We start from the raw sequence: 22,769 nt of genomic DNA, 5'->3' as shown, positions 1-22,769 counted from the left end.
GAGGTCGGGCACGCGACATGGCTGGCGGCGGTTGCGGCCGTTACCGGAAGACGAGGCCGAGCAAAGGGTCGAGCAGCAGGGCATAGGCCGAGGCGACGAGCGCAGCCGTGGCCGCGAGGAGGAGCGTGGGGCGCCAGGCTCGCAGCAGCACGACGGCCGTGACCACGAGGAAGGCGAGGGCGCCGCTCGCAACGATCACCCAGGAGCCCCAACCGGCGGGCGTCGCGACGAAACCGTGCACGGCATCGCCCAGGATGACGCCACCGAGCACGCCCGCGGCGATCGCCACGATGCGTCGGCTCTCGTGACGGAGCAGGGCCGTCGCGGCGCCCAGCACCGGCCCGGCGACCAAGCCAATGAGCGCCCACCGAATGCCCTGGTCCGGATAGCCCCGCAGCGTCGAGACGAGCGCATACCCCTGCGACATCGCCACGAAAACCAGCCCGCCCGTGATGGCCGAGCGCAACACGCCGCCGCGCGCCCACGCCACCAGCAGGACCATGGGGATGCTCCATCCGGCAACCGAATTGGCCAGCCAGTTGAGCGTGCCGGGCAGCAGCTGCCCGAACGACGTGATGCCGCCGACGACGAGACCGCCCGCGATGGCGGCCGCTGAGAGGAGCAGCGCGCGAGAGAGCGGGCGGGGCCCGGGGAGACGGCTGACCCGAGGCAGTGACGGCGTTGGCGTTGGCGTCGACGTAACGGTCGCTTCGTCCGCACGCGCGCCAGGCTGGGTGACGTCGGCCGACTCGACCGACGAGGGCGTCTCGACCGTGCGTCGTGCCGGACGTGCAGGGGCCTGATAGGTCAGGCTTCCGCGCGCGATGGTGGGGTGGGCCGTGGTCGGCGCTGCCACCGACGGAACGTGCGGAGTGGGGGAGGTCATCCTCCCAGTCAAGCCAGGATGCGGCCCGCGCACATCGGCCCTGCGGCGCATGCGCATAGACCTGAGGATGTATTCGGGTCAGAGGTGCGAGCGGTAGATGTCGCCGACGCGGTGGGCGACGGCATCCCAGCGGAAGGGTGCGGCGTGGGCGAGGGCTCGGGCCCGCAGGCGGGTGCGACCGGCGGCATCGTGCGCCTCGGCGAGGACCGCGTCGATGGCGGCCGCCCACGATTCGGCTCGGCGGTCGTCGAGCAGGATGCCGTTGTCGCCCACGGCTTCGGGCAGGCCGCCGACGCGCGAGGCGATCACGGGGATGCCGCTGGCCGCCGCCTCGAGCGCCACGAGCCCGAATGTCTCGGAGTGCGAGGGGATGAGGAGGGCCGAGGCTCTGCGCAGCGTCTCGGCGAGTTGCTCGCGATCGAGCGGCCCGACGAAGAGGACGTCGGCATCGGCATCGCCAGCCATCGAGCGCAACTCTGATTCCTCAATGAGTTCGTGCAACTCGGCGACGTAGGCGGCGTGACTGGCCGTGGCGTCGCCGGCGAGGACGAGTTGCGGCCGACGATCCCGGGGGAGCGCCGCGATCGCTCGAATGGCGAGGTCTTGCCCCTTCAACGGCTGAACGCGCGCCGCTACGACGACCGTCGGACGGTGGATGTTCGTGTCACGACGTGCTTCGTCCTCGCCCGCGGCGGGGGGCCCAAACAGTTGCGTGTCGACTCCGGGCAGAACCACGCGCACGCGCTGGTGTTCGGCCCCGGCCAGGCGGACGGCCGCGTCGGCTTCGGCCTGGGAAACGGCGATGACGGCGCGGGCGCTTTCGAGGAGCGCGCGCTCGGCTGCGACGCGCGCCTCGGGCTCGGGGGTATCGCCCTCGGCCAGGAGCTCGTTCTTCAGGGCCGCGAGCGTGTGCAGCGTGACGAGGTGCGGGGCCCCGGATGCGGCGGCGAGGCGCTCTCCGGCTAGGCCCGAGAGCCAGTAGTGGGAGTGCACGAGATCGTAGGGACCGGCGGCGAGGGCGCTTTCCGTGAACGCGTCGACCAACCCGGGCAGGTCTTCCTTCGCCACCGGCTCAGCGGGCCCGGCGTCGAGGAACAGGACGCGGGCGCCGCCCGGTGTGGTGACAGGTCGTTGATCGGCGGAGGTGCGGCGCGTGAGGACATCCACCTCGAAACCGTCGGCGACGAGACCGTCGGCCAAGGCGCGCAGATAGACGTTCATGCCGCCCGCATCGCCCGAACCGGCGGTTGCCAGCGGGGATGTGTGCAGTGACACGAGGGCGACGCGGGGCCGGGAGGCCGAACCCACGTCTAGCCGACTTCGATGCAGCGCACGCCCGGCAGGTCGCCGAAGTGGGCGGCGCGATCGGTGGTCACAACGGTTCGACGCGTGGAAGCCGCCGTAGCCGCGACCATCAAATGATGAGCCGAGCGCTTCTTCCCCGCGCGGCGCGTGTGGGCGAGCAACTGCGCATGGGTTTCGGCCACGTCGTCGTCGTAGTCCTCGATGGGGATCTCGCGGATGATCGATTCGACGAACCGCTCGCGCCGAGGCCGCCGCTCGTCGGTCGCGAGTTCGACGCCGAACAGCAGCTCGGCAACGGTTACGGCGGCTATGACGAGGTCGTCATCGTCGGTGACGACCCCGTCGAGGAACGAGCCGTCGCGTTCGGCCTGCACGAGCACGCCCGTATCGATGATCAGTCGGCGGGCCATGCGTCACCCTCCTCGGCCAGGACCTCGTCGACCGACGCGACGTCGGCGGCGAAATCGGGATCGACGTTGTGATCTTTCAGCAGGGCGAGGAAAGCCGCGCCGTTACTTGCGGATGCCGGACCGATCGTGGCGATTCGCCGGCCGCCACGAGTGATGACGATCGTTTCGCCGTGCTCGGCATCGTCGAGCACGGCGGCGAACGACCGACTGGCCTCGGTTGCGCTGAGCATGTGCATGGAATCAGATTATCTGATTCGGCGGATTTATGCCAGGCGCTTCTCCGGGGACTTCGTCTGCGACGGGTCGGTTTCGGGCAACGACCCGAGCGCCTCGTCGACGGCCTGCTTGACGTCGGCGTCGAGCTTCACGCCCGAGGCGGCGGCGTTCGACTCGATCTGCTCGGGGCGCGACGCTCCGACGATGGCTCCCGCGACGTTGTCGTTCGAGAGCACCCAGGCCACGGCGAGTTGCGCCATCGTGATGCCCAGGCCATCCGCCACGGGTTGCAGCTTCTGTACGGCCGTCAGCGTCTCGTCGTTGAGGAAGCGCTTGATCATGTCGGCGCCGCCCTTCTCGTCGGTCGCGCGGCTGCCCTCGGGCAGGTCGGCTCCCGGCTTGTACTTGCCCGTCAGCACGCCCTGGGCGATGGGCGACCACACGATCTGCGAGATGCCGAGCTCGGCCGAGGTGGGCACGACCTCCTCCTCGATCACACGCCACAGCATCGAGTACTGCGGCTGGTTCGAGATGAGCTGGATGCCGAGATCGGTGGCGAGTTCGTGGCCGGCGCGCAGCTGCTCGGCGTTCCACTCGGACACGCCGATGTAGAGCGCCTTACCCTGGCGGACGACATCCGCGAACGCCTGCATGGTCTCTTCGAGCGGGGTCTCGTGGTCGAAACGGTGCGCCTGATAGAGGTCGACGTAGTCGGTGCCGAGGCGCTCGAGCGAGGCGTCGATCGACTCGAGGATGTGCTTGCGCGAGAGGCCCGTGTCGTTGGGGCCCTTGGGGCCGGTCGGGAAGTACACCTTGGTGAAGATCTCGAGGGATGCTCGGCGCTCGTCCTTCAGTGCCTGGCCGAGCACGGTCTCGGCCGCGCCGTTGGCGTACGTGTCCGCGGTGTCGAACGTCGTAATGCCGGCATCCAGAGCGGCCCGCACGCATTTGAGCGAGGTCTCGTTCTCGACCTGCGACCCGTGGGTGAGCCAGTTTCCATAGATGATTTCGGAGATTTTCAGGCCGCTGCGGCCGAGGTAACGGAATTCCATGTTCCGATCCTTCTCCTCGGTGGAGGGAGCGGCAAAGGGGTTGCGCGAACGAGCCGGGCGCGCGACAGGGCGTGCCGGGCGGGGCATCCGGCAACACGAATGCCCCGGGCCCGCACAGGATGCGCGAGCCCGAGGCATTCGGGAAAACCGAGGCTGTTCGCCTCAGCGGTGTTTGCTACGCCGAGGCGGGGATCGTGGCCGTGTCGATCACGAAGCGGTAGCGCACATCGCTCTTCACGACGCGGTCATAGGCCTCGTCGACCTGGTCGGCCGAAATGACCTCGACCGTGGCGCCGATGCCGTGCTCGGCGCAGAAGTCGAGCATCTCCTGCGTCTCGCGGATGCCGCCGATGTTCGAGCCGGCGAGGCTGCGACGCCCGCCGATGAGCGAGAACGCGCGGAACGACTGCGGCTTCTCGGGCGCACCCACGAAGACCATCGAGCCGTTCAGGGCCAGCGTGGAGAGGTAGGCGTCGACATCGATATCGGCCGAGACCGTGTTGATGATGAGGTCGAACTCGCCGCGCAGCTTCTTGAAGGTCTCGGCATCCTTCGTGGCGTAGTAGTGGTGTGCACCAAAGGCCTTGCCGTCCTCTTCCTTCGAGAGCGACTGGCTGAGCACGGTGACCTCGGCGCCCAGGGCCGCCGCGATCTTCACGCCCATGTGGCCGAGGCCGCCCATGCCGACGATGGCGACCTTCTTGCCGGGGCCGGCACCCCAGTGCTTGAGGGGCGAGTAGGTGGTGATGCCGGCGCACAAAAGCGGCGCCGCAATGTCGAGGTCGATGCCCTCGGGAATTCCGAGCACGTAGTTCTCGTCGACCACGACGGTGTCGCTGTAGCCGCCGTAGGTCTCTTCGCCCGAGTACTGGCGGCCGTTGTAGGTGGCCACGTTGCCCTTCGTGCAGAACTGCTCTTCGCCGGCCTTGCAGTTCTCGCACTCGCGGCACGAGTCGACGAAGCATCCGACGCCCACGCGGTCGCCGACCTTGTATTTGGTGACACCCGAGCCGACCTCGGTGACGATGCCGGCGATTTCGTGGCCGGGAACCATCGGGAAGATGGCCTTGCCCCATTCTTCGCGGGCCTGGTGGATGTCGCTGTGGCAGATGCCCGCGAACTTGATGTCGATGACGACGTCGTGTTCGAGCGGGTCGCGGCGTTCGATGGTGCCGAATTCGAAGGGAGCCTCGGCGTTGGGCTTCTTGATTGCGTTGATTGTGGTCGTCATGAGGATCCTCACTAAGTCGACGGTCACCCGCCAGCCGGGCTTCAGCCGGGGGCAGAGAGCGGCCGGCCGTGCGGGGTGGGGGAGTGTGGCGATGTGCCTTGGTCAGGATACTCGCGCATTCTGTGGCATCCGCTCAAGGGGTGGGGGCCTTGCGCTCGGGCCGGTTGTGGGTTCGGCACAGACATGCAGAGGCGCGGATGCCGCGGGCGTAGCATCCCTCGAATGCATCTCTTCTTCCGCACCCTGTTCACGTTCCTGCGGTCGCACCGGGGACTGCGCCGGGGCCGCACCATCGGCCACTACGACGTGGGGCACCTGCGCGTGCGCACCCTGCCCACCGATCTCGACGTCATCGGCCACATGAACAACGGCGTCTACCTGTCGATCTTCGACCTGGGTCGTTACGACCTGCTCGTGCGGTCGGGGCTGTGGGCCGAGTTCTCGAAACGCGGCTGGTATCCCGTGGTGTCGAGTGAGACGATCACGTTTCGACGCTCGTTGCGGTTGTGGCAGCCGTTCGTGATCGAGTCCCGCGTCATCGGCTACGACCACAAGGCCATCTTCATCGAGCACCGCGTGGTGGTCGACGGCGAGATCTATACGCAGGCTTTCGTGCGCGGGCGGCTGAAGAAGAAGTCCGGCGGTACGGTGTCGAACTCCGAGCTGCACGAGGTCATCGGCGAGCCACCCGCGGGCCTCGAGGTGCCCGAATTCCTGCTGCAATGGGGCTCGGATGTCGCGCTACCGAACACGCACACCCCCGCACCGAGCGTATGGTCGAAGAGGTAAGACGCGCGGCGATCCCGCGCTGAACAGAAGGAACCCCATGACTGATACCTCCTCCCGCAACCCGGCCGAGGACGTGCTGGCCTCCCAGGCTTTCAGCGTGTTCATCGGCGCCGAAATGACCGACTTCGGCGACGGAAACGCGTCGATGGCCATCGATATCCTGCCCCACCACCTGCAGCAGAACGGCTATGTGCACGGCGGCGTGATCGCTTATCTCGCCGACAACACGGCCACGTTCGCGGGCGCCACGGTGTTGGGGCCGCGCGTTGTCACGTCGGCTTTGACCATCACGTACTTGCGTCCCGGCATCGGAGACAAGCTGGTGGCCCGCGCCCACGTCGTCGACTCGACCCGGCGTCAGGCCGTGGTGCACGTCGACGTCTTCGCGGCGACGACGGCGGCTCCGGCATCCGCTGCGCCTGATGCGCCGACGAGCCCGGATGCCGCCGCGCCGACCGAACGCCGGTGCGCGTCGGCTCAGGCCACGATCGTCATGCTGCCCGAAGGGCGCTAGCGGCGCCCGAAAGGCAAGGGGTTCTCCGCGCGCGTCAGCGGGTGCATAGTGAGGGGATGTCGGGCATTTCGCCCACATATCTGCACCCTCGCAACGACGCGACGGAGGAGGACCTCCCGATGGACGATGACCGCGAACGCGCTCAGCTCCGAGACCGGCGCGAGCGATTGCAGGCCCTGGTGTTCGGAGCGGCGTCTCCGAGCGCTTCCGAATCCGACCGTGCGCGTGCTGCCGAGGAATTGCGCCGCATTGACGCCCAACTCGGCGGCACCCAACGCGGCGGCACCCGCTCGCCGAAGAGAGCAGAGGCCACGGAACCGACGTCGAGCTTCCCCTCCCCGACTGCGCCCGCATCGACCGGGAGTAGTGCGACCTGGCTGGCCGCGGTCGCCGAAGCCAAACTAGCCACCTGGACGGAGCGGTCGGAAGCGGCGGAACGCCAGGCCGCGAATACGCGCGCGCGTCGTGCCGAGGAGGCGTCCGCGCCTCTCGCCGGCGAGTTCCAGTTCGCGCCCTTCGGCGGCGGCGACGGTGACGGCGGCGAAGGTGATGACGGCGACAAAGTCCCGCTCGATCGGACGACGCGTGCGCACCATTTTCGGGATGTGCGTTCCCGCCTGACACCGTGGACGGCCGGGCTCGCGCTCGCCGTCGTGGTCATCGCGGCCGGCGCGGGCTTCGGCATCGGCGCCAACGTGGCGAGCGAACGCGATCGGGCAGCGAGCGACATCCGCGCCTCCGATGTCGCCACACCCGCCGCGGACGACGATGCGGCGGATTGGCGTGCGCTGGCCTCGCAGCAGGCGCTCGCCGAGTTCAGCCGTAATCAGTTGTCGGGCGATCTGCCGCCCGATTCGGTGAGCGACGATCACTTTCGTGCGGACTCGTTCCGTCTGCTCCTGACGGGATCGATAGCCGATTGGACCGGCCGGGTCTACGCCGCCAAGGACATCGAGGGCGAGATCTGCGTCGTGCTCGTGCAACCCGATTCGAGCTACTCGGCCGGATGCGCGACGCCCGACCAGTTTGCGCGAGGCGGCGTTCAGGTGACCACGAACGTGAGCATCACCATCCGTGCCGATGAGGATGGCTCGGAATCGACCATCACCGGGGTGACTGCGACCTGGCCCGCGAACGGCATGACGGGTCTGCGTTTCTCGTCGGCGAGATCGGCGGGCTGAAGCCGGACGGGGCCGGCGCCTGTCCGAAGGCCACAACCCGGCCCGACCGAATGTCGGTGGTCGCGACGTAAGGTGGCCTCATCATGTTCGACACCCTCGCCGCCGACTGCGTGCGCACCGTCTACACGCCGACCGAACCGGTCGCGCTGCTCGACGCCGTGTGGCTCATGGCCCGCGGGGGAGACGGCCCCTGCTTCCGGCGCATCCCCGGGGGAGTCTGGCTCACGATGCGCACGCCGCACGGTCCGGCGTCGCTGCGGTTGACGCAGGGTGCCCGGGGCACCACGGGCGTCGCGCAGATCGACGCGGCCGCGTGGGGCCCGGGCGCCGAGTGGGCCATCGACGGCGTGCCCGAGTTGCTCGGCCGCGACGACGACTGGTCGGCCCTCGACGTGTCGGCCAGCCCCCTGCTCAGCGAGGTGCGCCGCCGCAACCCTGGCCTGCGCATCGGCCGCAACCGGCTCGTCTTCGAGATGTTCGTGCCCGCCGTGATGGAACAGAAAGTGACGGCTTTCGAGGCGTGGCGCGCGTGGCGCCTGCTGGTGCGCCGCTACGGCGAGCCCGCGCCGGGCCCGGTCCCCGCGGGCATGATGGTGGCGCCGAGTGCCGAGGGGTGGCGCCTCATCCCCAGCTGGGACTGGCATAAGGCCGGTGTCGGGCCGCAGCGCTCGCAGACCGTCGTGCGGTCGGCGCGCCTCGCCGAAGCGCTCGAACGCACTCTCGACACCGACCACGCCGAGGCGGAGCGCCGACTCATGAGCCTGCCGGGCGTCGGCGTCTGGACGGCGGCCGAGGTCACGCTGCGCGCCCACGGCAACCCCGATGCGGTCAGCGTGGGCGACTACCACCTGGCCTCGACGGTCGGCGTGGCGCTCACAGGGTCACCGGTCGACGACGACGGGATGCTCGAGCTGCTCGAACCCTGGCGCGGGCACCGTCAGCGCGTCCTCCGCCTCATCCTGCGGAGCGGCATCCACAAGGAACGTCATGGTCCGAAGATGACCGTGCAGGATCACCGCGGGCACTAGCCGCGAGGTTGCTCGGCTCCGGCCGCTCTCAGCCGACCACGATGAGGTCGTTGGGGTTGTCGGCCAGCACGCGCACCGACAGTTGCGAACCGGGTTTCCACGAGCCGAGGGAGGCGTCGGCGATGAGCTGGCGGTGCAGGAATTGATAGGGCTCGCGGTCGGGCAGTTCGACGCTGAGCAGCAGGTCGTAGACGCGCGCGCCGTCGAGGTCGGGCCCGGACGGCGTCAGGCGGGCGACGGTCGCGGTACCGCGCAGCGCGGGGTCCCGGGGCGCCTCCTCGGCATCCAGACCCGAGCGGATGAGGGCATGCGGGGTATCCGCGGGCGGCACGTCCGGCGAGAGCGCGGCGGTGCGGGGATCGACGTCCTCGTCGACCTGCTCGCCGGGGTTTTCGGTGGGCGTCGTGGATTCGACACGCCGTGCAGCAGCGTTTCGGCGCGGGTCTTTTCGGCGTGAGAACCGACGAAAAATCTGCATACCTTTTCAGCCTTCTTCCGACGGACGCGGTCGGGGCACCGGAGCCGTCTGGCCATAACGCTAGTGGCAGGCGTCAACCGGCGTCGAGGGGTTGCGAGCGGCGATGAAATAACCGTGGCGGGTGGCGAAGGCATCCCAGTATGCTCGCCGCATGAGCACCAAGAGCCGACAGAGTCCGCGCGACGCCGAGACGCTCGACGTCTATACCGGGAAAGAGGGGATGTGGGGTCTGCTGGCGGGTGTCGTGACGGGTGTGCTCATCGCGCTGCCCCTCTCGGCGTCGTTTGCGTTCGCCACGCACCCCTTCAGCCAGAGGCTCTTCGGCGGCGAACTGGCCGACGCCTCGCGCGGCGGGTTCTCGGCGTTCTGGTGGCTGCTTACGCTGCTGTTCGCGGCGCTGCCGTTCGTCGTCGGTTTCGGGGTGGCCAAGCTGCACGGCCGATCGCTGGCGGTCCTGGCGGGTGCCGTGGCCGTGCTCGTGATCGTTCTGGTGGTGCTCGGGCAGCTGTACGTGTTCTAGCGGCGCCCGACTTTCGGGTGCACGTCGCGGCTCAACCGAAAACCTGCCGACAGGCCCGACATTCCGGGGCGTGCCGCCCCGATGGTGAGGCGCTCTCGGCGTAGTCTCTGCACTATGCCGCAGACCTCGCCGGGCACCGATTCGAGTGCCGATCAACTCACCGCCGAAGCGATCGTCCTCGCACGCCGGTGGCTCGACGAATCCGCCGACGCCCCGGCCGATCCCGCGGCCGAACGCCTGGCCGGTGTGCTGAAAGACCCCAACGGGCTCGCCTTCGCGGTGGGCTTCGTCGACGGCGTCATGCGGCCTGAGGATTTGTTCGTGGCGGGCTACAACCTGCAGCGCGTGGCGAAGCTCGCGCCCGGGTTCCTGCCCGTGCCCCTGCGCGCCATGATCGCGGCCGGCGGAACACTGGGCCCCGTCATCCCACCCGTCGTCATCCCGCTCGCGCGCAAGATGCTGCGCCAGATGGTCGGCCACCTCGTGGTCGATGCCACCCCCGCGAAGCTCGGCCCCGCCATCGCCCGGCTGCGCGGCGACGGCTCGCGGCTCAACCTGAACCTGCTGGGCGAGGCCGTTCTGGGCGACCACGAGGCCGACCGGCGCCTCGAGGGCACGCGCACCCTGCTGGCACGCGACGACGTCGACTACGTCTCGATCAAGGTGTCGGCGATCGCCGCTCAGCTCTCGATGTGGGCCTTCGATGACGCCGTCGAGCGCGTGGTCGAGCGCCTGACGCCGCTCTACGAACTGGCCCTCGCGGGAGGACCCGACGGCCCCAAGTTCATCAACCTCGACATGGAGGAGTACCGCGATCTCGACCTAACGATCGCCGTGTTCCAGCGCCTCCTCGACCAGCCGCAGCTGAAGGCCCTCGAGGCCGGCATCGTGCTGCAGGCCTATCTGCCCGATGCCTTCGCGGCCATGCAGCGGCTGCAGGACTGGGCGGCCGCCCGGGTCGCCGAGGGCGGTGCGCCCATCAAGGTGCGTCTCGTCAAGGGCGCCAACCTCGCCATGGAACACGTCGACGCCACCGTGCACGGCTGGCCGCTCGCCACCTTCGACCGCAAACAGGACACCGACGCCAACTACAAGCGCATCCTCGACTGGTCGCTCACACGCGAGCGCACGGCCGCCGTGAAGCTCGGCATCGCCGGCCACAACCTCTTCGACATCGCCTGGGCGCATCTGCTCGCCAAGAAGCGCAAGGTGCAGGACCGCGTCGACGTCGAGATGCTGCTGGGCATGGCGACCGGCCAGGCGCAGGCCGTGGCGCGCGATGTCGGGCAACTGCTGCTCTACACGCCCGTCGTCGACCCCAAAGAGTTCGACGTCGCCATCTCCTACCTGATCCGGCGGCTCGAAGAAAACGCCTCGAACGAGAACTTCCTGTCGGCCGTGTTCGAGCTGGGCACCGATGCGACGTTGTTCGAGCGCGAGAAGTCGCGGTTCGAGGCATCCGTGGCGCAGTTGGCCGCCGTGGCCGAAGCCGACGCGAACGGGGATGACGCGGCCACCGTGTCGCTCACGCCCGAGCCGCGCCGCCGCCAGAACCGCGAGACCGAGTGGACCCTCGAGGCTGCCCCGGCGCCCGGCAAGGCGTCGTCGACCGCCCTGTATCGCGAACCCGCGGGCGATCAGCCGGTCGAACTCGGCATGACCGAGCAGGTCCTCGGCCTCTCGAAACGGCACCAAACCGAGTCGCCCTTCGACACCGTGCGCGTCTACACGACCGACACCGAGATCCGCCTGCCCAAGACCGAGTTGGGCGCCCCCGGTTTCGTCAACGCGCTCGACACCGACCCGTCGCTGCCCGCCAACCGCGAGTGGGCCGCGCGCCTGCTGGCCCGCGTGCCCGACAGCACCATCGGCAGCGACACCATCGAGGCCGCGCGGGTGCTCGACGCCTTCCACCTCGAAGACCTGGTCGAGAAGGCTCGGGATGCCGGGGCCACCTGGGGTGCGCGTCCCGCCGCCGTGCGCGCCGCCATCCTCGACCGTGCGGGGCTCGCCCTCGCCGCCAACCGCGACCGTCTGCTCGAGGTGATGGCGTCCGAAACGGGTAAGACCATCGGCGAGGCCGACCCCGAGGTGTCGGAGGCCATCGACTTCGCGCACTACTACGCCGCGCGGGCGCGTGAGCTCGACGCCGTGCGCGGGGCGCGGTTCGTGTCGCCGCGGCTCATCGTCGTCGCGCCACCGTGGAACTTCCCGGTCGCCATCCCGACCGGTTCGGTGCTGGCGTCGCTCGCCGTCGGTGCCGGTGTCATTCTGAAGCCCGCGCCGCAGGCCCGTCGCACGGCGGCCGTGCTGTGCGAGGCGCTGTGGGAGGCCGGCATTCCGCGCGACCTGCTCGTGCTGGCCGACGTCGACGAGGCCGAGCTCGGGCAGCGTTTGATCGCCCACGAGGCCGTTGACCGAGTCATCCTCACCGGTGCCTGGCAGACGGCGGCGCTGTTCCGCTCCTGGCGGCCCGACCTGCCGTTGCTCGCCGAGACGAGCGGCAAGAACGCCATCGTGGTCACGCCGAGCGCCGACTTCGACCTGGCTGTGGCCGATATCGTCAAGAGCGCCTTCGGGCACGCGGGGCAGAAATGCTCGGCCGCCTCGCTCGTGATCCTGGTGGGTTCGGTCGCCAAGAGCGAGCGATTCCGTCGGCAGCTCATCGACGCCGTGTCGAGCCTGCGCGTCGGATACCCGAGCGACCCGGCGTCGCAGATGGGGCCGTTCATCGAGCAGCCATCCGAGAAGCTACTCTGGGCGCTGACCGAGCTGGATGCGGGCGAGCAGTGGCTCGTCAAGCCCAAACAGCTCGACGAGACCGGTGTGCTGTGGTCGCCCGGCGTGCGCACGGGCGTGGCCGCGGGTTCGCGTTTCCACCGCACCGAGTTCTTCGGGCCGTCGCTCGGCATCATGACCGCCAAAAACCTCGACGACGCCATCGCGCTCGTCAACGACGTCGACTACGGGCTGACGTCGGGCCTCTTCACGCAAGACCCCGAAGACCTGCGCGTGTGGGCGGCCACCGTCGAAGCGGGCAACCTCTACGTCAACCGCGGCATCACGGGCGCCATCGTGCAGCGCCAACCGTTCGGCGGCTGGAAGCGTTCTGCCGTGGGCGCCGGAGCCAAGGCGGGTGGCCCCAACTATCTCGCGGCGCTCGGTTCGTGGCAGCCCGACAGCGGTTCGGCGTCGACCACGTTGCATCTGCGCGGGCTCGACCCCAAGATCGTGCAGCTCATCGAGGCGGCCCAGCCGGCCCTCGACTACCGCGCCTTCGACGTGTTGCGGCGGTCGGCTTTGTCCGACGCCATCGTCTGGGGCACCGATTTCGGCGAGACCACGGATGTCTCGGGCCTCGGTATCGAGCGCAACCTGCTGCGTTATCGCCCCGTCCCGGTGTCCATCCGGTCGACGCGCGACGCCGAGCTGGGCGACGTGCTGCGCGTCGTCATCGCGGCCATGCGTTCGCGCAGTGCGTTCACGCTGAGCCTGGCGCTCGGCATCCCCACGTCGGTGCGACGCGTGCTCGGCGAGATCGGCGTGCAGGTGGCGGTCGAGACGGATGCGGAGTGGCTCGCGCGGTTTGCGCCGGCTGCCGAGCCCGGAGCGGGCGCGAGCGCTGCCGCTGGGGCAGATTCGGATGCCGGCGAAAACGCCGCCGCTGTTCGTGCCGCGGCTGCCGTTGTCGCCGAGGTGACCCCCGAACCCGACAAGCCCTCGCCCATCGACATCCCGCTCGACGACGACGACTCCGCGACGCGTCCCAGCGAGTTCCAGGCCGGGACCGAGGCGGCCGAGGCGGCCGAGGTCGGTGAAACAGAGGCCGGCGCGACTGCCGATCCCGATCCCGACCCCGCTCCCGGCGCCCCCGCCGTCGCGACGACAGACGCCGCTCGGACGGATGCCGACACGGAGGCCGCTCCCGCCGCATCCCCGCTGATCGTCACCGGCGAACCGGCCGTCACGCGCCCCCCGCGCGTGCGCATCGTCGGCACCGAACCCGAACGAACCGCCCTGCACCGGGCGCTCGCCGTGATCGTCGATGGCGACCCCGACCTCGCGGTCTACTCGGGTGCCGTCACGGCGGCGGGACGCGTCGAACTCCTGCCGTTCCTGCGCGAGCAGTCGATCACCATCACGGCGCACCGTTTCGGCAACCCCGACACGTGGTCGGAGGACGTGCTCTAACGGCGCTGCGTGGTCACTCGTCGGTCGCTTCCCAAGACGTCACGTGGCGCCAGGGCATGTCGTTCCACCAGTGCCCCGACCAGTCGGCGCGGAACTCGAAGAGCGTGTACCAACGGGCCACGAAGGACGTCGGCGCGGTGATCGGCAGGCCGGCGATGAATTCGCCGACCTCGTCGCTCAAACGGTTGTCGACAGCCAGCTCGAAGCTCGCCAGGCCCAGGTGGCCCGCAAAGTAGTAGTCCTGCACGTTGGGTGCCAAGTAGTCGTCGTGCCGCACGTGCAGCGGCAGCACGGCATCCTTCACCGAGGCCGCGACGGCCCGAAGTGCGCGATTGGGCTGTTGGCCCGCAGCATCCAGGTCGATGTTGTATTCGTACGTGCCCTTGGGTGTGCGCTGGACGCCGCTGTTGTAGACGGGGAGCGGTCGAACGGCCGAGAACAGCGGGTCGAGAGTCGCGACGAGCTCCTCCTCGGAGACGCCCGACTGCATATTGCCGATGAGCGTTGCATGCGGGGCGAAGGCAGCGGCGGCGACGAAACCGTACTGCTGCCGCAGCGCGAGGGTGATCTGCGTGATCGCCCAGCAGGTCTCCGGGTCCGGTCGGAGAAAAATGCCATATCGGATGTCGGTCATGAGAGTTCCTTCACATAGATCGGATGAACGAGGGAGACGACGATTGCTGGGGGCACGGCGGCGGGGCCCCTAACCCCGCAGGGCGCCGTTGACGAGCCCCGACACGTAATAGCGCTGCAAGAAGAGGTAGAGGACGAGTACGGGAACGATCGTGACGACGATGCCCGCCTGCAGTGCCCCGTAGTCGACCTCGCCGTATTGACCGCTGCTGAGGTTCACGAGCATGACGGGAAGCGTGTAGGAATTCTCGCCACTGAGAAAGATCAGGGGCGCGAGGAATTCGTTCCAGGACGCGATGAAGCCGAAGAGCGCCACCGTCACGATGCCGGGCACCACCAGTGGCAGCGAGATGTGCCGGAACGAGCTGAACGTTCCGCATCCGTCGACGAGTGCGGCCTCCTCGATCTCCCTCGGGATGCTGTCGAAACTGTTGCGCATGAGGAAGGTGCTGAACGGCAGGTGGAACATGATCTGGACGAGCGCGAGGCCGATCGTGGTGTTCGCGAGGCCGAGCCAGCTCATGACCATGAAGAGTGGGATCAGGATGGTCGCGTATGGCACCATCAGCACCAGGAGCGTCGAGCCGAAGAGCAGGCCCTTGCCGCGGAATGTGTAGCGCGCGAACCCGTAGCCGGCCAGAACCGTGACGATCACCGTGCCGACGACGACGAGCACGGACAGGCTCAGGCTGTTCCACAGGTAGATGCCGATGCCGCTGCCGAAGTCCGAGAGCTTGAGATAGTTGTCGAGCGACCACGTCTGGGGAAACCACGTGGGAGGGCTCTGATTCGCCTCGCCGCTGCTCTTGAAGGAGTTGAGCGTGACCCAGACGATGGGCAGGAGGAAGACGATGGCGAGCACACTGCTGAACAGGTGATAAGCCGTTCCCTGGACGATCTTGCGCGGGCGCCGGCGGCGGCGCGGTGCGGGTTCGGGCGCGGGCGCGGCGCGCTGGCGATCGCGGCTGACGGTGCCGGGCGTGGCGGTGGTTGTCATGAATCTTCCTTGCGTCGCAGGACGAACATCTGGAACCCGTTGAGCAGCACGAGCGCGAGCAACAGCACGACGGACAGGGCGGCGGCCTTGCCGAGGCTGAACTCTCGGAACGCGGTGTCATAGATCGCCATCACGAGCGTGATCGTCGAGCGGTCGGGGCCTCCCTTCGTCAGTACCTGGAACTGGTCGAACGCGAGGAGGGAACCCGTGATCGACAGGATGAAGAGCAGGCCGAGGGTCGGGCGCAGGAACGGCAAAGTGATGTAGCGCAGGCGCTGCCACGTGCGGGCGCCATCCATGCGGGCTGCCTCGTACAACTCCACCGGCACGGACTGCAAACCCACCAAGAGCACGATCACTTGAAAACCGATGAACTTCCACACCACGAGGGTGAGCGTCGTCAGAAGGGCTTTTTCTCCGGTGTCGAGAAAACCGAAAGGTCCGTCGGTCAGGCCGACCGCCTGCAGAACCGCGTTGGCGATCCCGTTCGAGTCGTTGACGGCCGCAAGCCAGATCAGTGCCGCGGATGCCGTGCCCACCACATACGGCAAGAAGAACGCGGTGCGGTAGAACTTCGCACCCCGACGCTCGGTGTTCGAGATCGCGACCAGGACGAACGAGACGCCGAAGATCAGGATGGTCGTCAGGGCCGTGTAGATGAGTGTGAACGAGATCGCGCCGAGAAACAGCTGGTTGTCCGCGATGGCCGTGAAGTTGTCGAGCCCGCTCGGCGTGGGCTTCCCCAGCAGGGGCCAGTCCTGTGTCGCCATGAAGAACAAGATGCCGAGCGGCACGAGGAAGAGCACGATCACGATGATCGCGAGCGGGGCGACGAAGAGCTGGCCGGCGAATCGGAACCCCTGCCGCGTCGACCCGGTGGGGCGTCGACGCGGCAGGATGGCGGGGTCGGGCGAGGCGGTCATGTGGTCAGCTCCCAGGACGTGACGTGGCGAGATCGCATGTCGTGCCACCAGGGCCCGGACCAATCGGCGCGGAACTCGAAGAGGGAGAACCAGCGTGCGACGAAGGAAGCGGGCGGGGTCAGCGGCAGGCCGCGCGTGAATTCCGCGACCTCGCCCAGGAGCCGCGGTTCGACGTCGAGGTCGAACCCCGCGAGCGTGAGATGCGCGCCGAACCGGTAGTCCTCGACGTTCGGTGCGAGAACATCCTCGTGGTTCACGTGCAGGGGAGCGACGATCTGTCGGATCGCCCCGGCGAGATCGTGCAGACGGGTGTTCGGGCGTCGCCCCCGCTCGTCGAGATTGATGTCGAAGCGGACCGAATGGCCCGCCGTGCGGACACCGGCGTTGTAGACGGGAAAGGGAGGGGTGTCGCGAAAGGCGGGCCCGAGGGCGGCGACCAGGTCGTTCTCAGGAATCGTCACTTTGAGGTTGCCGATCAGTGTGGCGTGCGGCACAAATGCGCTGGCCGCGACGATGCCGAATTGCTGACGCAGGGCGAGCGTCACTCGGGTGACGGCCCAGCATGTTGCGGGGTCTGGTCGGAGGAAGATCCCGTATCTGATGTCGTCCATTACTGGCTCCGCGTGGTAGTAAGTCGGATGGATGAGGGGGAGGTGGGCCGCCAGAGACGCCTGGCGGCCCACCATCGACCTACTGGGCCTCGTCGATCTCGTCTTGGATGGCCTTCTGTCCGTCCTCGAGTGCGGAGGCATCGTTCTCGAAGATGTAGTCGCGGATCATCTTCAACCAGGGGCCGTTGGCGTTGTTGATCGCGTTTCCGTAGACCGTCGTCGACGGGGTGTAACCCGTCTCGGAGCCCTTGATCGCCGTCACGAGGCGAGGATCGGCGGCGCTGTACTCGTTCTCGGCCAGGTCGATGCGCGAGGGGAGGCTGCCGTTCTTGGCGACGACGTCGACCTGGTTCTCGTCGCCGAGGGACCACTCGATGAAGTTCCACGCCTCATCCGGATGCTTCGACGTGGCCGTGATGCTCGCGATGTCTCCTCCGATGAAGGCCGACGTGCCCGAGCCATCCGGGGCGGGCAGCGGGGCGACGCCCCAGTCGAACGTGGCGTCCTTCAGGTTGGCGAAGTTGCCGGTGCCGCGCGGGAGGATTCCGATCTTGCCCTCGTTGAAGAGGGTGTTCCAGTTCACGCCGTCTTCGGTCTGCGCGCTGGGCGCAACCAGCCCTTCGTCCCAGAGCTGCTTATAGAGGTCGAGTGTCTCCTTGAGGGCGGGGGTGTCGATGTTCGCGGTGGCACCGTCGTCGGTGAAGGGTTGTTCACCCGCGGCGGCGAGGTTTCCGAACATCGTGTACGCGTTGCAGCCGGGGCAGTTTCCGCCGAAGTAGAAGCCGTACACATCGCCGCCGATGTTCTGGCGAATGGCTCGGGAGTCTTCGAGGATCTCGGCGTAGTTCTGGGGCGGAGACTCGGGGTCGAGGCCGGCCTGCGCGAAAAGCGACTTGTTGTACAGGATGATCGAGCTGTCGACGATGAACGGGGCGCCATAGATCTTGTCGTCGAGCGTCGCCGCGTCGATGTGCGCTTTTCCGAGGTCGTCGTAGAAGGGGAGCGATGTGACCTTGTCGGTCATGTCGGCGAAGAGCCCCTGTTTGAGGTAGTTGGGAGCGTAGACGACGTCAGAGGCGAGGATGTCGGGAAGCCCGCCCGAAGCAGCGGCCGCCCCCACCTTCTGCTGGATCGACTCGTTCGGGATGATCGTGAGGTCGATCTGGTTCTCGTGGGTGGCGTTGTACTGATCGACGATCGTCTGCGCGATGTTGTTGCTGGTGTTGCGAGCCCACATCGTGAGCTGTGTGCCGTTGTCGGGGTTGCCGCTCGGCGCGGGTTCTGCGGTGCCGGTACTGCAGCCGGCCAAGACGGCGACGGCCGCCGTGACGGCCACGAGCGTCGATGCGCTACGACGCCAGCGCGTTCCAACCATGAAGTTCTCCTAGAGATGTGGCGGCAGCGACAAAGTGGCCTCCGCGAAGATAACCGGGCACGTTCCCGGTCATTTGCGACGCTAGCAGACGCCCTGTGCGCGCAACAATGATCGAAAAGATGAACAAATCATTGCGAACAGATGGCCAGACAGTGCAGTTGCCACGTGGCAGGTCGGGCGGATAGTGTCAGGCAAAACGGGAGCGTTCCCGGTTATTCTTCCTCGCGTTCTCTGCCCGAAAGGGGCCTCATGCCACTCGCGATTCCCGGCAAAGTCATCGTCTTCGATTACGGAGAGGTCATCTCGATCGACCCCGCTGCGGCGGACAAGGCCGCGCTCGTCGAGTTGGCCGGCGCCGAGACCGAGTCGTTTTGGGCGGCGTACTGGCGGCACCGCGACAAGATCGACCAAGCCACGGTTTCGGTGCGCGAGTATTGGCAGTTGATCGCGACGGACCTGGGCCTGTCGTGGGACACCGTCGAGCTGCATCGACTCTGGTTGGCGGACTTTCGCAGCTGGCTCGCCATCGACCCCGACACCCTTGACGTGCTCATCGACTTACAGCGCGGCGGAACGAGGATGGCCCTTCTCTCGAACGCCGGCCTCGACTTCTCCTCGTATTTTCGCAATGGATTGCTCGGCGAATTCTTTGACCAGGTGTTCACGAGCGGCGAACTCGGCGTGCTGAAACCCGACGCCAAGATCTTCCGGGCCCTCCTCGCGGGTTTGGATGTCGCCCCGTCCGACGTCGTCTTCATCGACAACCGGCGGGACAACATCGCCGGGGCCGCTGAACTCGGAATCACGGGGCATGTCTACACCGGGGCCATCTCGCTGCGCTCCTACTTGGAGGGCCTCGCGGTAACGACCGGGCACGACGGCACGGTTCTGTCTTATAGTTCTGACGGGTAATGAGTGCGACGAGGGGCCGCGGAATGGTGCGATCGAGGACACCGACGATAGTCGATATCGCGGTCGAGGCCGGAGTGTCGAAGTCCGCCGTGTCCCGCGCGCTGCTCGGGCAGGGAGACGTGAGCGCCGAGAAGCGCGCGCGCATCGAAGACGCCGCCGCGCGATTGGGCTACGTCGCCAACGCGATGGCACGAAGCCTCGTCCGGTCGCAGACCCGGACGATCGGCGTCGTCCTGCGCGACGTGAAGAAGCCCTATTACGCCTTCCTCCAAGCGGGCATGCAGGCGCAGGCCGAGAAACGCGATTACCGCATCGTCGCAACCACCAACGCGGGAGAATTCGAGGTCGAAGACGCGCTCCGGGAGATCAAGAACCTCATCTCCCTCCAGGTAGACGGGCTGGTGATCGCGCCCGCGCGGTTGCCGACGGACCAGTTCGCGCCATTCCTCGAGCGCACGCCCATCGTCGTCGCGGGGCGATGGGAAGAGGCGCCCGGGTTGAGCAGTGTCGCGTGCGACGATGCCGACGGGGGGCACGCGCTCGCCGATCACCTGCTCGGCCTCGGCCACCGTCGCATCGCGGTCGTGCAGGTCGACGAGAATTACTCGTTGCGGTACAAGACGCGCGGCGCGGCGATGATCGACAGCATCACCGCGGCCGGTGCTGAGGCCGTGGTCGTCGAGTCCCCGACGGATCTCGAATCGGCGGCGGCCGTCGCATCGCTGCTCGGCGACTCGGGGGTCACCGCGGTGATGTGCCCCACGGATGCCGCGGCGCTCGACGTGCTCGATGTCATCCGTTTGCGGGGAGGGGACGCGCTCGAACGGTACTCGGTCACGGGATATGACGGATACGGCCCGCTCGCGTCCCCCTACATCGGCCTCACCACGTTCAAGACGCCGCAGGAGGAGATCGGTCGCACGGCCATCGACCTGTTGATCGACCAGCTCGAGGGGCGATCGGGCCACGACCGGTTCGTGGCACTTCGGGGCGAGGTCGTGCCCGGGCGAACTGCGCGTCCCCCGCTCTAGCGAGCGCATTCCGGCGGCCCGGGGGATACTGGGCAGATGAGTGAAGAACGCGCCCCGGCATCCGAGAGTCGATCGCTGTGATGTCTGCGACGGGGGCGGCGGGTGCCAACGCGGCGGGGGCGTCTTCCGGCGGCATGACGCGTGAGCGGCGCGTGCTCATCATCGCGATTCTCGCGTCTTTTGTGGCGTTCCTCGACGGCTCGATCGTCAACGTGGCGCTGCCCTCCATCGATCGTGACCTGGGTGGTGGCCTGGCCACTCAGCAGTGGGTGGTCGACGCCTACCTCCTCACCCTGGGCGCCCTCATCCTCTTGGCGGGGTCGTTGTCGGATGTTTTCGGGCGCGTGCGCGTGATGAGCGTCGGGCTCGTGGGGTTCGGCGTCACATCGGTGCTCTGCGCGATCGCCCCGACCGCCGAGATCCTGATCGGTGCGCGTGCCGCCCAGGGCGCCGCCGGGGCTCTGCTCGTGCCGAGTTCGCTCGCGCTCATCATCTCGACCTTCCACGGTGTGCCGCAGGCGAAGGCCATCGGCAGCTGGACGGCGTGGACCGGAACGGCCATGATCATCGGCCCGCTGCTCGGCGGGTTCCTCATCGACACCGTCTCGTGGCGCCTCATCTTCGCCATCAACGTTCTGCCCATCGCGTTCACGCTCGTGCTGCTGCACCGCCTGCGCGGCCAGGGTCGGCCCGAGCATCCGGCCCGCATCGACTGGGTGGGTGCTGTCTTGGGCGCGCTGGGCCTGGCGGGACCGGTCTTCGCCCTCATCGAGCAGGGCCGCTTGGGATGGTCGAGCCCCGTGGTCTGGCTGCCCCTCGTGCTGGGCCTCGCGTGTCTGGCGGCGTTCATCGCGTGGGAGCGTCGAGCGCCGGCCCCCATGATGCCCCTCGGCCTCTTCGGCTCGCGCAACTTCTCGGCCGGCAACATCGCCACGCTGTTCATTTATGGCGCGCTGTCGTTCGGGTTCTTCATCGTCGCCATCTACCTGCAGCAGGTGGCGGGTGTTTCGGCGTTCCTCACGGGCCTCGCGCTCATGCCGCCGACGCTCGTCATGCTGTTCCTGTCGAGCCGTTTCGGCGCCCTGTCGGGCCGCTTCGGGCCGCGCCTCTTCATGACCGTCGGACCCATCGTCGCGGGCGTCGGCTTCCTGCTGCTGATCGGCGTGTCGCCCGAACTCAACTATTGGACGCAGATCTTGCCGGGCCTGCTCCTCTTCGGCCTGGGGCTCTCGGCCACCGTTGCGCCGCTGACGAGCGCCATCCTCGGGGCCATCGCCGACTCGCAGGCGGGCATCGGTTCGGCCGTCAACAACGCCGTGTCGCGCATCGCCGGCCTCATCACCATCGCGTGCGCGTCACTCATCATCGGTGAGAGTCTCGACCTCGACGGCCTGCACCGGGCCATGATCGCCACGGCGGCCATGCTGGTGCTGGGCGGGCTGGTGTCGTGGTTCGGCATCCGCAACCCCCGCGCCGCGGCCACGGATGGGAGCCCCGCAGATAACGGTGCGGCGCCGATCGGCTAAGCCGCCGACGGGCCACAGAGAAAGCGCCGCGAGGTTAGGCGGGGTGCTGCGCGCCGTCGCGGGGTTCGGCAACGACCTGCAGGCCGCCCGTGCTGTTAGCCGACATCATGAGCTGTTCGATCCAGTCGCGGTTCAGTGTGGCCTCGCGGCTGCCCGAGAAGATGAACTGCAGCGGGATGGACGGGTGGATCCATACGGTGCTGCGGCCGCCGCCGCCGTCGATGCCGTGGTCCCACGACAGCGTGAACTTCTCATCGCGGCGCAGCTTCGTCACGATGGCCACTTTGAGGTGCGCGAGCAGACGATCCTCGAATTCGATTTCGGCGGAGTCGTAGCCGTAGATGATTCTTCCCACAGGGGTTCCCTACTTCGTTCGTCGGTCCATCGACCGTCGAAAACACGAAGGCTCCTCGGGTCGAGATGATTCTAAATCACGGATGCACGCGAGGCTGCGTGCCGTGCAGGGCGGCCGTCACAATCGCCAACGCTTCGGCAGGTGTCAGACCCAGTTGTACGGTGCGTTCGGCATAGGCGATGGCTGCTTGCTGAGCGTGCCTCTGATCGGCGTCCCCCGTCGATGAGACGAATGTGCCGTTGCGCCCGCGGGTCTCGATCACGTCGTCGTGTTCGAGTTCGCGATAGGCGCGCGCGATGGTGTTGGGCGCGAGGCCCAGTTCGTCGGCCAGATTGCGCACCGTCGGCAGCTTCGTGCCGGGAACGAGAGTGCCGTCCTTGACCCCCGAGATGACTTGCGTGCGCAGCTGTTCGAACGGCGCGGTGACCGATGCGGGATCGATACGGAACGGACTCGGCACGCGCTCTCCCTCGGTGGATGCTGGGTGCCTTCAATGTAGCGACACAAAACGTGCGGCGGCAAGAGGCGGTAGGCACCCATCACCCGCGGGGGAAGGGGATAGCGCCCGACGAACGGGCCGCCCTATAGTGGCCGTTCCCGGCACC

At 67.8% G+C, this 22,769-nt stretch carries 23 protein-coding genes; 9 read left to right on the top strand and 14 right to left on the bottom strand.

Annotation, left to right across the window (positions count from 1 at the left end; genetic code table 11):
* Positions 1–40: 40 nt before the first annotated feature.
* The 6 genes from ALI44B_RS08245 to ALI44B_RS08220 all read right to left on the bottom strand — a co-directional run bounded on the left by ALI44B_RS08245 (position 41) and on the right by ALI44B_RS08220 (position 5,100).
* Positions 41–886 carry a DUF6518 family protein gene (locus ALI44B_RS08245; protein WP_143459122.1) on the bottom strand — a complete coding sequence of 282 codons (846 nt, stop codon included), beginning with the start codon at positions 884–886 and terminating at the stop codon, positions 41–43.
* 78 nt (positions 887–964) lie between these two features.
* A complete protein-coding gene (locus ALI44B_RS08240; RefSeq protein ID WP_143459120.1) occupies positions 965–2,161 on the bottom strand; it encodes a glycosyltransferase in 1,197 nt (398 codons plus the stop codon).
* A 35-nt stretch (positions 2,162–2,196) separates the two neighbouring features.
* A complete protein-coding gene (locus tag ALI44B_RS08235) occupies positions 2,197–2,601 on the bottom strand; it encodes a PIN domain-containing protein (RefSeq protein ID WP_077054258.1) in 405 nt (134 codons plus the stop codon).
* Positions 2,586–2,837, bottom strand: coding sequence for a type II toxin-antitoxin system Phd/YefM family antitoxin (locus tag ALI44B_RS08230; protein ID WP_077054257.1), 252 nt, complete (start codon positions 2,835–2,837; stop codon positions 2,586–2,588). The genes ALI44B_RS08235 and ALI44B_RS08230 overlap by 16 nt, the downstream gene beginning before the upstream one ends.
* A gap of 27 nt (positions 2,838–2,864) precedes the next feature.
* On the bottom strand, positions 2,865–3,869 hold the full coding sequence (locus tag ALI44B_RS08225) for an aldo/keto reductase family protein (RefSeq protein ID WP_077054256.1): 1,005 nt from the start codon (positions 3,867–3,869) through the stop codon (positions 2,865–2,867).
* A gap of 175 nt (positions 3,870–4,044) precedes the next feature.
* A complete protein-coding gene (locus tag ALI44B_RS08220) occupies positions 4,045–5,100 on the bottom strand; it encodes an NAD(P)-dependent alcohol dehydrogenase (RefSeq protein WP_077054255.1) in 1,056 nt (351 codons plus the stop codon).
* 222 nt (positions 5,101–5,322) lie between these two features.
* Here ALI44B_RS08220 and ALI44B_RS08215 point away from each other — a divergent pair, with 222 nt between their 5' ends.
* The 4 genes from ALI44B_RS08215 to ALI44B_RS08200 all read left to right on the top strand — a co-directional run bounded on the left by ALI44B_RS08215 (position 5,323) and on the right by ALI44B_RS08200 (position 8,612).
* Complete coding sequence (locus ALI44B_RS08215) at positions 5,323–5,889, top strand: acyl-CoA thioesterase (protein WP_077054254.1); 567 nt, start codon at positions 5,323–5,325, stop codon at positions 5,887–5,889.
* Between the two features lie 37 nt (positions 5,890–5,926).
* On the top strand, positions 5,927–6,403 hold the full coding sequence (locus ALI44B_RS08210) for a PaaI family thioesterase (protein WP_077054253.1): 477 nt from the start codon (positions 5,927–5,929) through the stop codon (positions 6,401–6,403).
* A gap of 119 nt (positions 6,404–6,522) precedes the next feature.
* Positions 6,523–7,584 carry a hypothetical protein gene (locus ALI44B_RS08205; RefSeq protein WP_077054252.1) on the top strand — a complete coding sequence of 354 codons (1,062 nt, stop codon included), beginning with the start codon at positions 6,523–6,525 and terminating at the stop codon, positions 7,582–7,584.
* A gap of 83 nt (positions 7,585–7,667) precedes the next feature.
* Entirely contained in the window at positions 7,668–8,612 is a 945-nt protein-coding gene (locus ALI44B_RS08200) for a DNA-3-methyladenine glycosylase family protein (RefSeq protein WP_077054251.1), read from the top strand.
* A 28-nt stretch (positions 8,613–8,640) separates the two neighbouring features.
* On the opposite strand, the gene ALI44B_RS08195 is transcribed toward ALI44B_RS08200, so the two are convergent.
* The gene (locus ALI44B_RS08195; RefSeq protein ID WP_077054250.1) at positions 8,641–9,090 is read right to left on the bottom strand and encodes a hypothetical protein; all 450 of its coding nucleotides are present in this window, start codon (positions 9,088–9,090) and stop codon (positions 8,641–8,643) included.
* 151 nt (positions 9,091–9,241) lie between these two features.
* Between ALI44B_RS08195 and ALI44B_RS08190 the strand changes: the two genes are divergently transcribed.
* Together ALI44B_RS08190 and ALI44B_RS08185 are read left to right on the top strand one after the other, a co-directional pair.
* Positions 9,242–9,610, top strand: a complete 369-nt coding sequence (locus tag ALI44B_RS08190) for a hypothetical protein (protein ID WP_077054249.1) — start codon at positions 9,242–9,244, stop codon at positions 9,608–9,610.
* A gap of 114 nt (positions 9,611–9,724) precedes the next feature.
* Positions 9,725–13,801, top strand: coding sequence for a proline dehydrogenase family protein (locus tag ALI44B_RS08185; protein ID WP_077054248.1), 4,077 nt, complete (start codon positions 9,725–9,727; stop codon positions 13,799–13,801).
* A gap of 13 nt (positions 13,802–13,814) precedes the next feature.
* Here ALI44B_RS08185 and ALI44B_RS08180 read toward each other — a convergent pair whose 3' ends face one another.
* The 5 genes from ALI44B_RS08180 to ALI44B_RS08160 form a co-directional block, all read right to left on the bottom strand.
* Positions 13,815–14,435 (bottom strand): hypothetical protein, encoded by a 621-nt coding sequence (locus tag ALI44B_RS08180; RefSeq protein ID WP_077054247.1) that lies wholly within the window; start codon positions 14,433–14,435, stop codon positions 13,815–13,817.
* A 69-nt stretch (positions 14,436–14,504) separates the two neighbouring features.
* Positions 14,505–15,431, bottom strand: a complete 927-nt coding sequence (locus ALI44B_RS08175) for a carbohydrate ABC transporter permease (RefSeq protein ID WP_077054246.1) — start codon at positions 15,429–15,431, stop codon at positions 14,505–14,507.
* The gene (locus ALI44B_RS08170; protein WP_077054245.1) at positions 15,428–16,354 is read right to left on the bottom strand and encodes a carbohydrate ABC transporter permease; all 927 of its coding nucleotides are present in this window, start codon (positions 16,352–16,354) and stop codon (positions 15,428–15,430) included. Before ALI44B_RS08170 ends, ALI44B_RS08175 begins: the two co-directional genes overlap by 4 nt.
* Positions 16,351–16,965 (bottom strand): 2'-5' RNA ligase family protein, encoded by a 615-nt coding sequence (locus tag ALI44B_RS08165; protein ID WP_077054244.1) that lies wholly within the window; start codon positions 16,963–16,965, stop codon positions 16,351–16,353. Before ALI44B_RS08165 ends, ALI44B_RS08170 begins: the two co-directional genes overlap by 4 nt.
* 79 nt (positions 16,966–17,044) lie before the next feature.
* Positions 17,045–18,340, bottom strand: coding sequence for an ABC transporter substrate-binding protein (locus tag ALI44B_RS08160; protein WP_077054243.1), 1,296 nt, complete (start codon positions 18,338–18,340; stop codon positions 17,045–17,047).
* A gap of 249 nt (positions 18,341–18,589) precedes the next feature.
* Between ALI44B_RS08160 and ALI44B_RS08155 the strand changes: the two genes are divergently transcribed.
* The 3 genes from ALI44B_RS08155 to ALI44B_RS08145 all read left to right on the top strand — a co-directional run bounded on the left by ALI44B_RS08155 (position 18,590) and on the right by ALI44B_RS08145 (position 21,809).
* Positions 18,590–19,252 (top strand): HAD family hydrolase, encoded by a 663-nt coding sequence (locus tag ALI44B_RS08155; protein WP_077054242.1) that lies wholly within the window; start codon positions 18,590–18,592, stop codon positions 19,250–19,252.
* A gap of 23 nt (positions 19,253–19,275) precedes the next feature.
* Positions 19,276–20,283, top strand: coding sequence for a LacI family DNA-binding transcriptional regulator (locus ALI44B_RS08150; RefSeq protein ID WP_077054241.1), 1,008 nt, complete (start codon positions 19,276–19,278; stop codon positions 20,281–20,283).
* An 80-nt stretch (positions 20,284–20,363) separates the two neighbouring features.
* Entirely contained in the window at positions 20,364–21,809 is a 1,446-nt protein-coding gene (locus ALI44B_RS08145) for a DHA2 family efflux MFS transporter permease subunit (RefSeq protein WP_496507434.1), read from the top strand.
* Between the two features lie 34 nt (positions 21,810–21,843).
* Here ALI44B_RS08145 and ALI44B_RS08140 read toward each other — a convergent pair whose 3' ends face one another.
* Together ALI44B_RS08140 and ALI44B_RS08135 are read right to left on the bottom strand one after the other, a co-directional pair.
* A complete protein-coding gene (locus tag ALI44B_RS08140; RefSeq protein WP_077054240.1) occupies positions 21,844–22,164 on the bottom strand; it encodes a DUF7882 family protein in 321 nt (106 codons plus the stop codon).
* A gap of 76 nt (positions 22,165–22,240) precedes the next feature.
* Positions 22,241–22,624: a GntR family transcriptional regulator gene (locus ALI44B_RS08135; protein WP_077054239.1), complete on the bottom strand. Its 384-nt coding sequence runs from the start codon at positions 22,622–22,624 to the stop codon at positions 22,241–22,243.
* Positions 22,625–22,769: the final 145 nt, after the last annotated feature.

Origin of the sequence: Leifsonia sp. ALI-44-B, assembly GCF_001984125.1 — a bacterium.
GTDB lineage: Bacteria > Actinomycetota > Actinomycetes > Actinomycetales > Microbacteriaceae > Okibacterium.
This window is presented reverse-complemented; position numbering and strand designations above follow the sequence as displayed.

Bases quoted from the DNA above. Each gene is read 5' to 3' on its own strand.
- ALI44B_RS08180 (WP_077054247.1), bottom strand. From the start codon at position 14,435: ATGACCGACATCCGATATGGCATTTTTCTCCGACCGGACCCGGAGACC.
- ALI44B_RS08175 (WP_077054246.1), bottom strand. From the start codon at position 15,431: ATGACAACCACCGCCACGCCCGGCACCGTCAGCCGCGATCGCCAGCGC.
- ALI44B_RS08215 (WP_077054254.1), top strand. From the start codon at position 5,323: ATGCATCTCTTCTTCCGCACCCTGTTCACGTTCCTGCGGTCGCACCGG.
- ALI44B_RS08190 (WP_077054249.1), top strand. From the start codon at position 9,242: ATGAGCACCAAGAGCCGACAGAGTCCGCGCGACGCCGAGACGCTCGAC.
- ALI44B_RS08145 (WP_496507434.1), top strand. From the start codon at position 20,364: ATGTCTGCGACGGGGGCGGCGGGTGCCAACGCGGCGGGGGCGTCTTCC.
- ALI44B_RS08165 (WP_077054244.1), bottom strand. From the start codon at position 16,965: ATGGACGACATCAGATACGGGATCTTCCTCCGACCAGACCCCGCAACA.
- ALI44B_RS08200 (WP_077054251.1), top strand. From the start codon at position 7,668: ATGTTCGACACCCTCGCCGCCGACTGCGTGCGCACCGTCTACACGCCG.
- ALI44B_RS08210 (WP_077054253.1), top strand. From the start codon at position 5,927: ATGACTGATACCTCCTCCCGCAACCCGGCCGAGGACGTGCTGGCCTCC.
- ALI44B_RS08185 (WP_077054248.1), top strand. From the start codon at position 9,725: ATGCCGCAGACCTCGCCGGGCACCGATTCGAGTGCCGATCAACTCACC.
- ALI44B_RS08170 (WP_077054245.1), bottom strand. From the start codon at position 16,354: ATGACCGCCTCGCCCGACCCCGCCATCCTGCCGCGTCGACGCCCCACC.
- ALI44B_RS08160 (WP_077054243.1), bottom strand. From the start codon at position 18,340: ATGGTTGGAACGCGCTGGCGTCGTAGCGCATCGACGCTCGTGGCCGTC.
- ALI44B_RS08195 (WP_077054250.1), bottom strand. From the start codon at position 9,090: ATGCAGATTTTTCGTCGGTTCTCACGCCGAAAAGACCCGCGCCGAAAC.
- ALI44B_RS08230 (WP_077054257.1), bottom strand. From the start codon at position 2,837: ATGCACATGCTCAGCGCAACCGAGGCCAGTCGGTCGTTCGCCGCCGTG.
- ALI44B_RS08245 (WP_143459122.1), bottom strand. From the start codon at position 886: ATGACCTCCCCCACTCCGCACGTTCCGTCGGTGGCAGCGCCGACCACG.
- ALI44B_RS08225 (WP_077054256.1), bottom strand. From the start codon at position 3,869: ATGGAATTCCGTTACCTCGGCCGCAGCGGCCTGAAAATCTCCGAAATC.
- ALI44B_RS08205 (WP_077054252.1), top strand. From the start codon at position 6,523: ATGGACGATGACCGCGAACGCGCTCAGCTCCGAGACCGGCGCGAGCGA.
- ALI44B_RS08235 (WP_077054258.1), bottom strand. From the start codon at position 2,601: ATGGCCCGCCGACTGATCATCGATACGGGCGTGCTCGTGCAGGCCGAA.
- ALI44B_RS08150 (WP_077054241.1), top strand. From the start codon at position 19,276: ATGGTGCGATCGAGGACACCGACGATAGTCGATATCGCGGTCGAGGCC.
- ALI44B_RS08155 (WP_077054242.1), top strand. From the start codon at position 18,590: ATGCCACTCGCGATTCCCGGCAAAGTCATCGTCTTCGATTACGGAGAG.
- ALI44B_RS08220 (WP_077054255.1), bottom strand. From the start codon at position 5,100: ATGACGACCACAATCAACGCAATCAAGAAGCCCAACGCCGAGGCTCCC.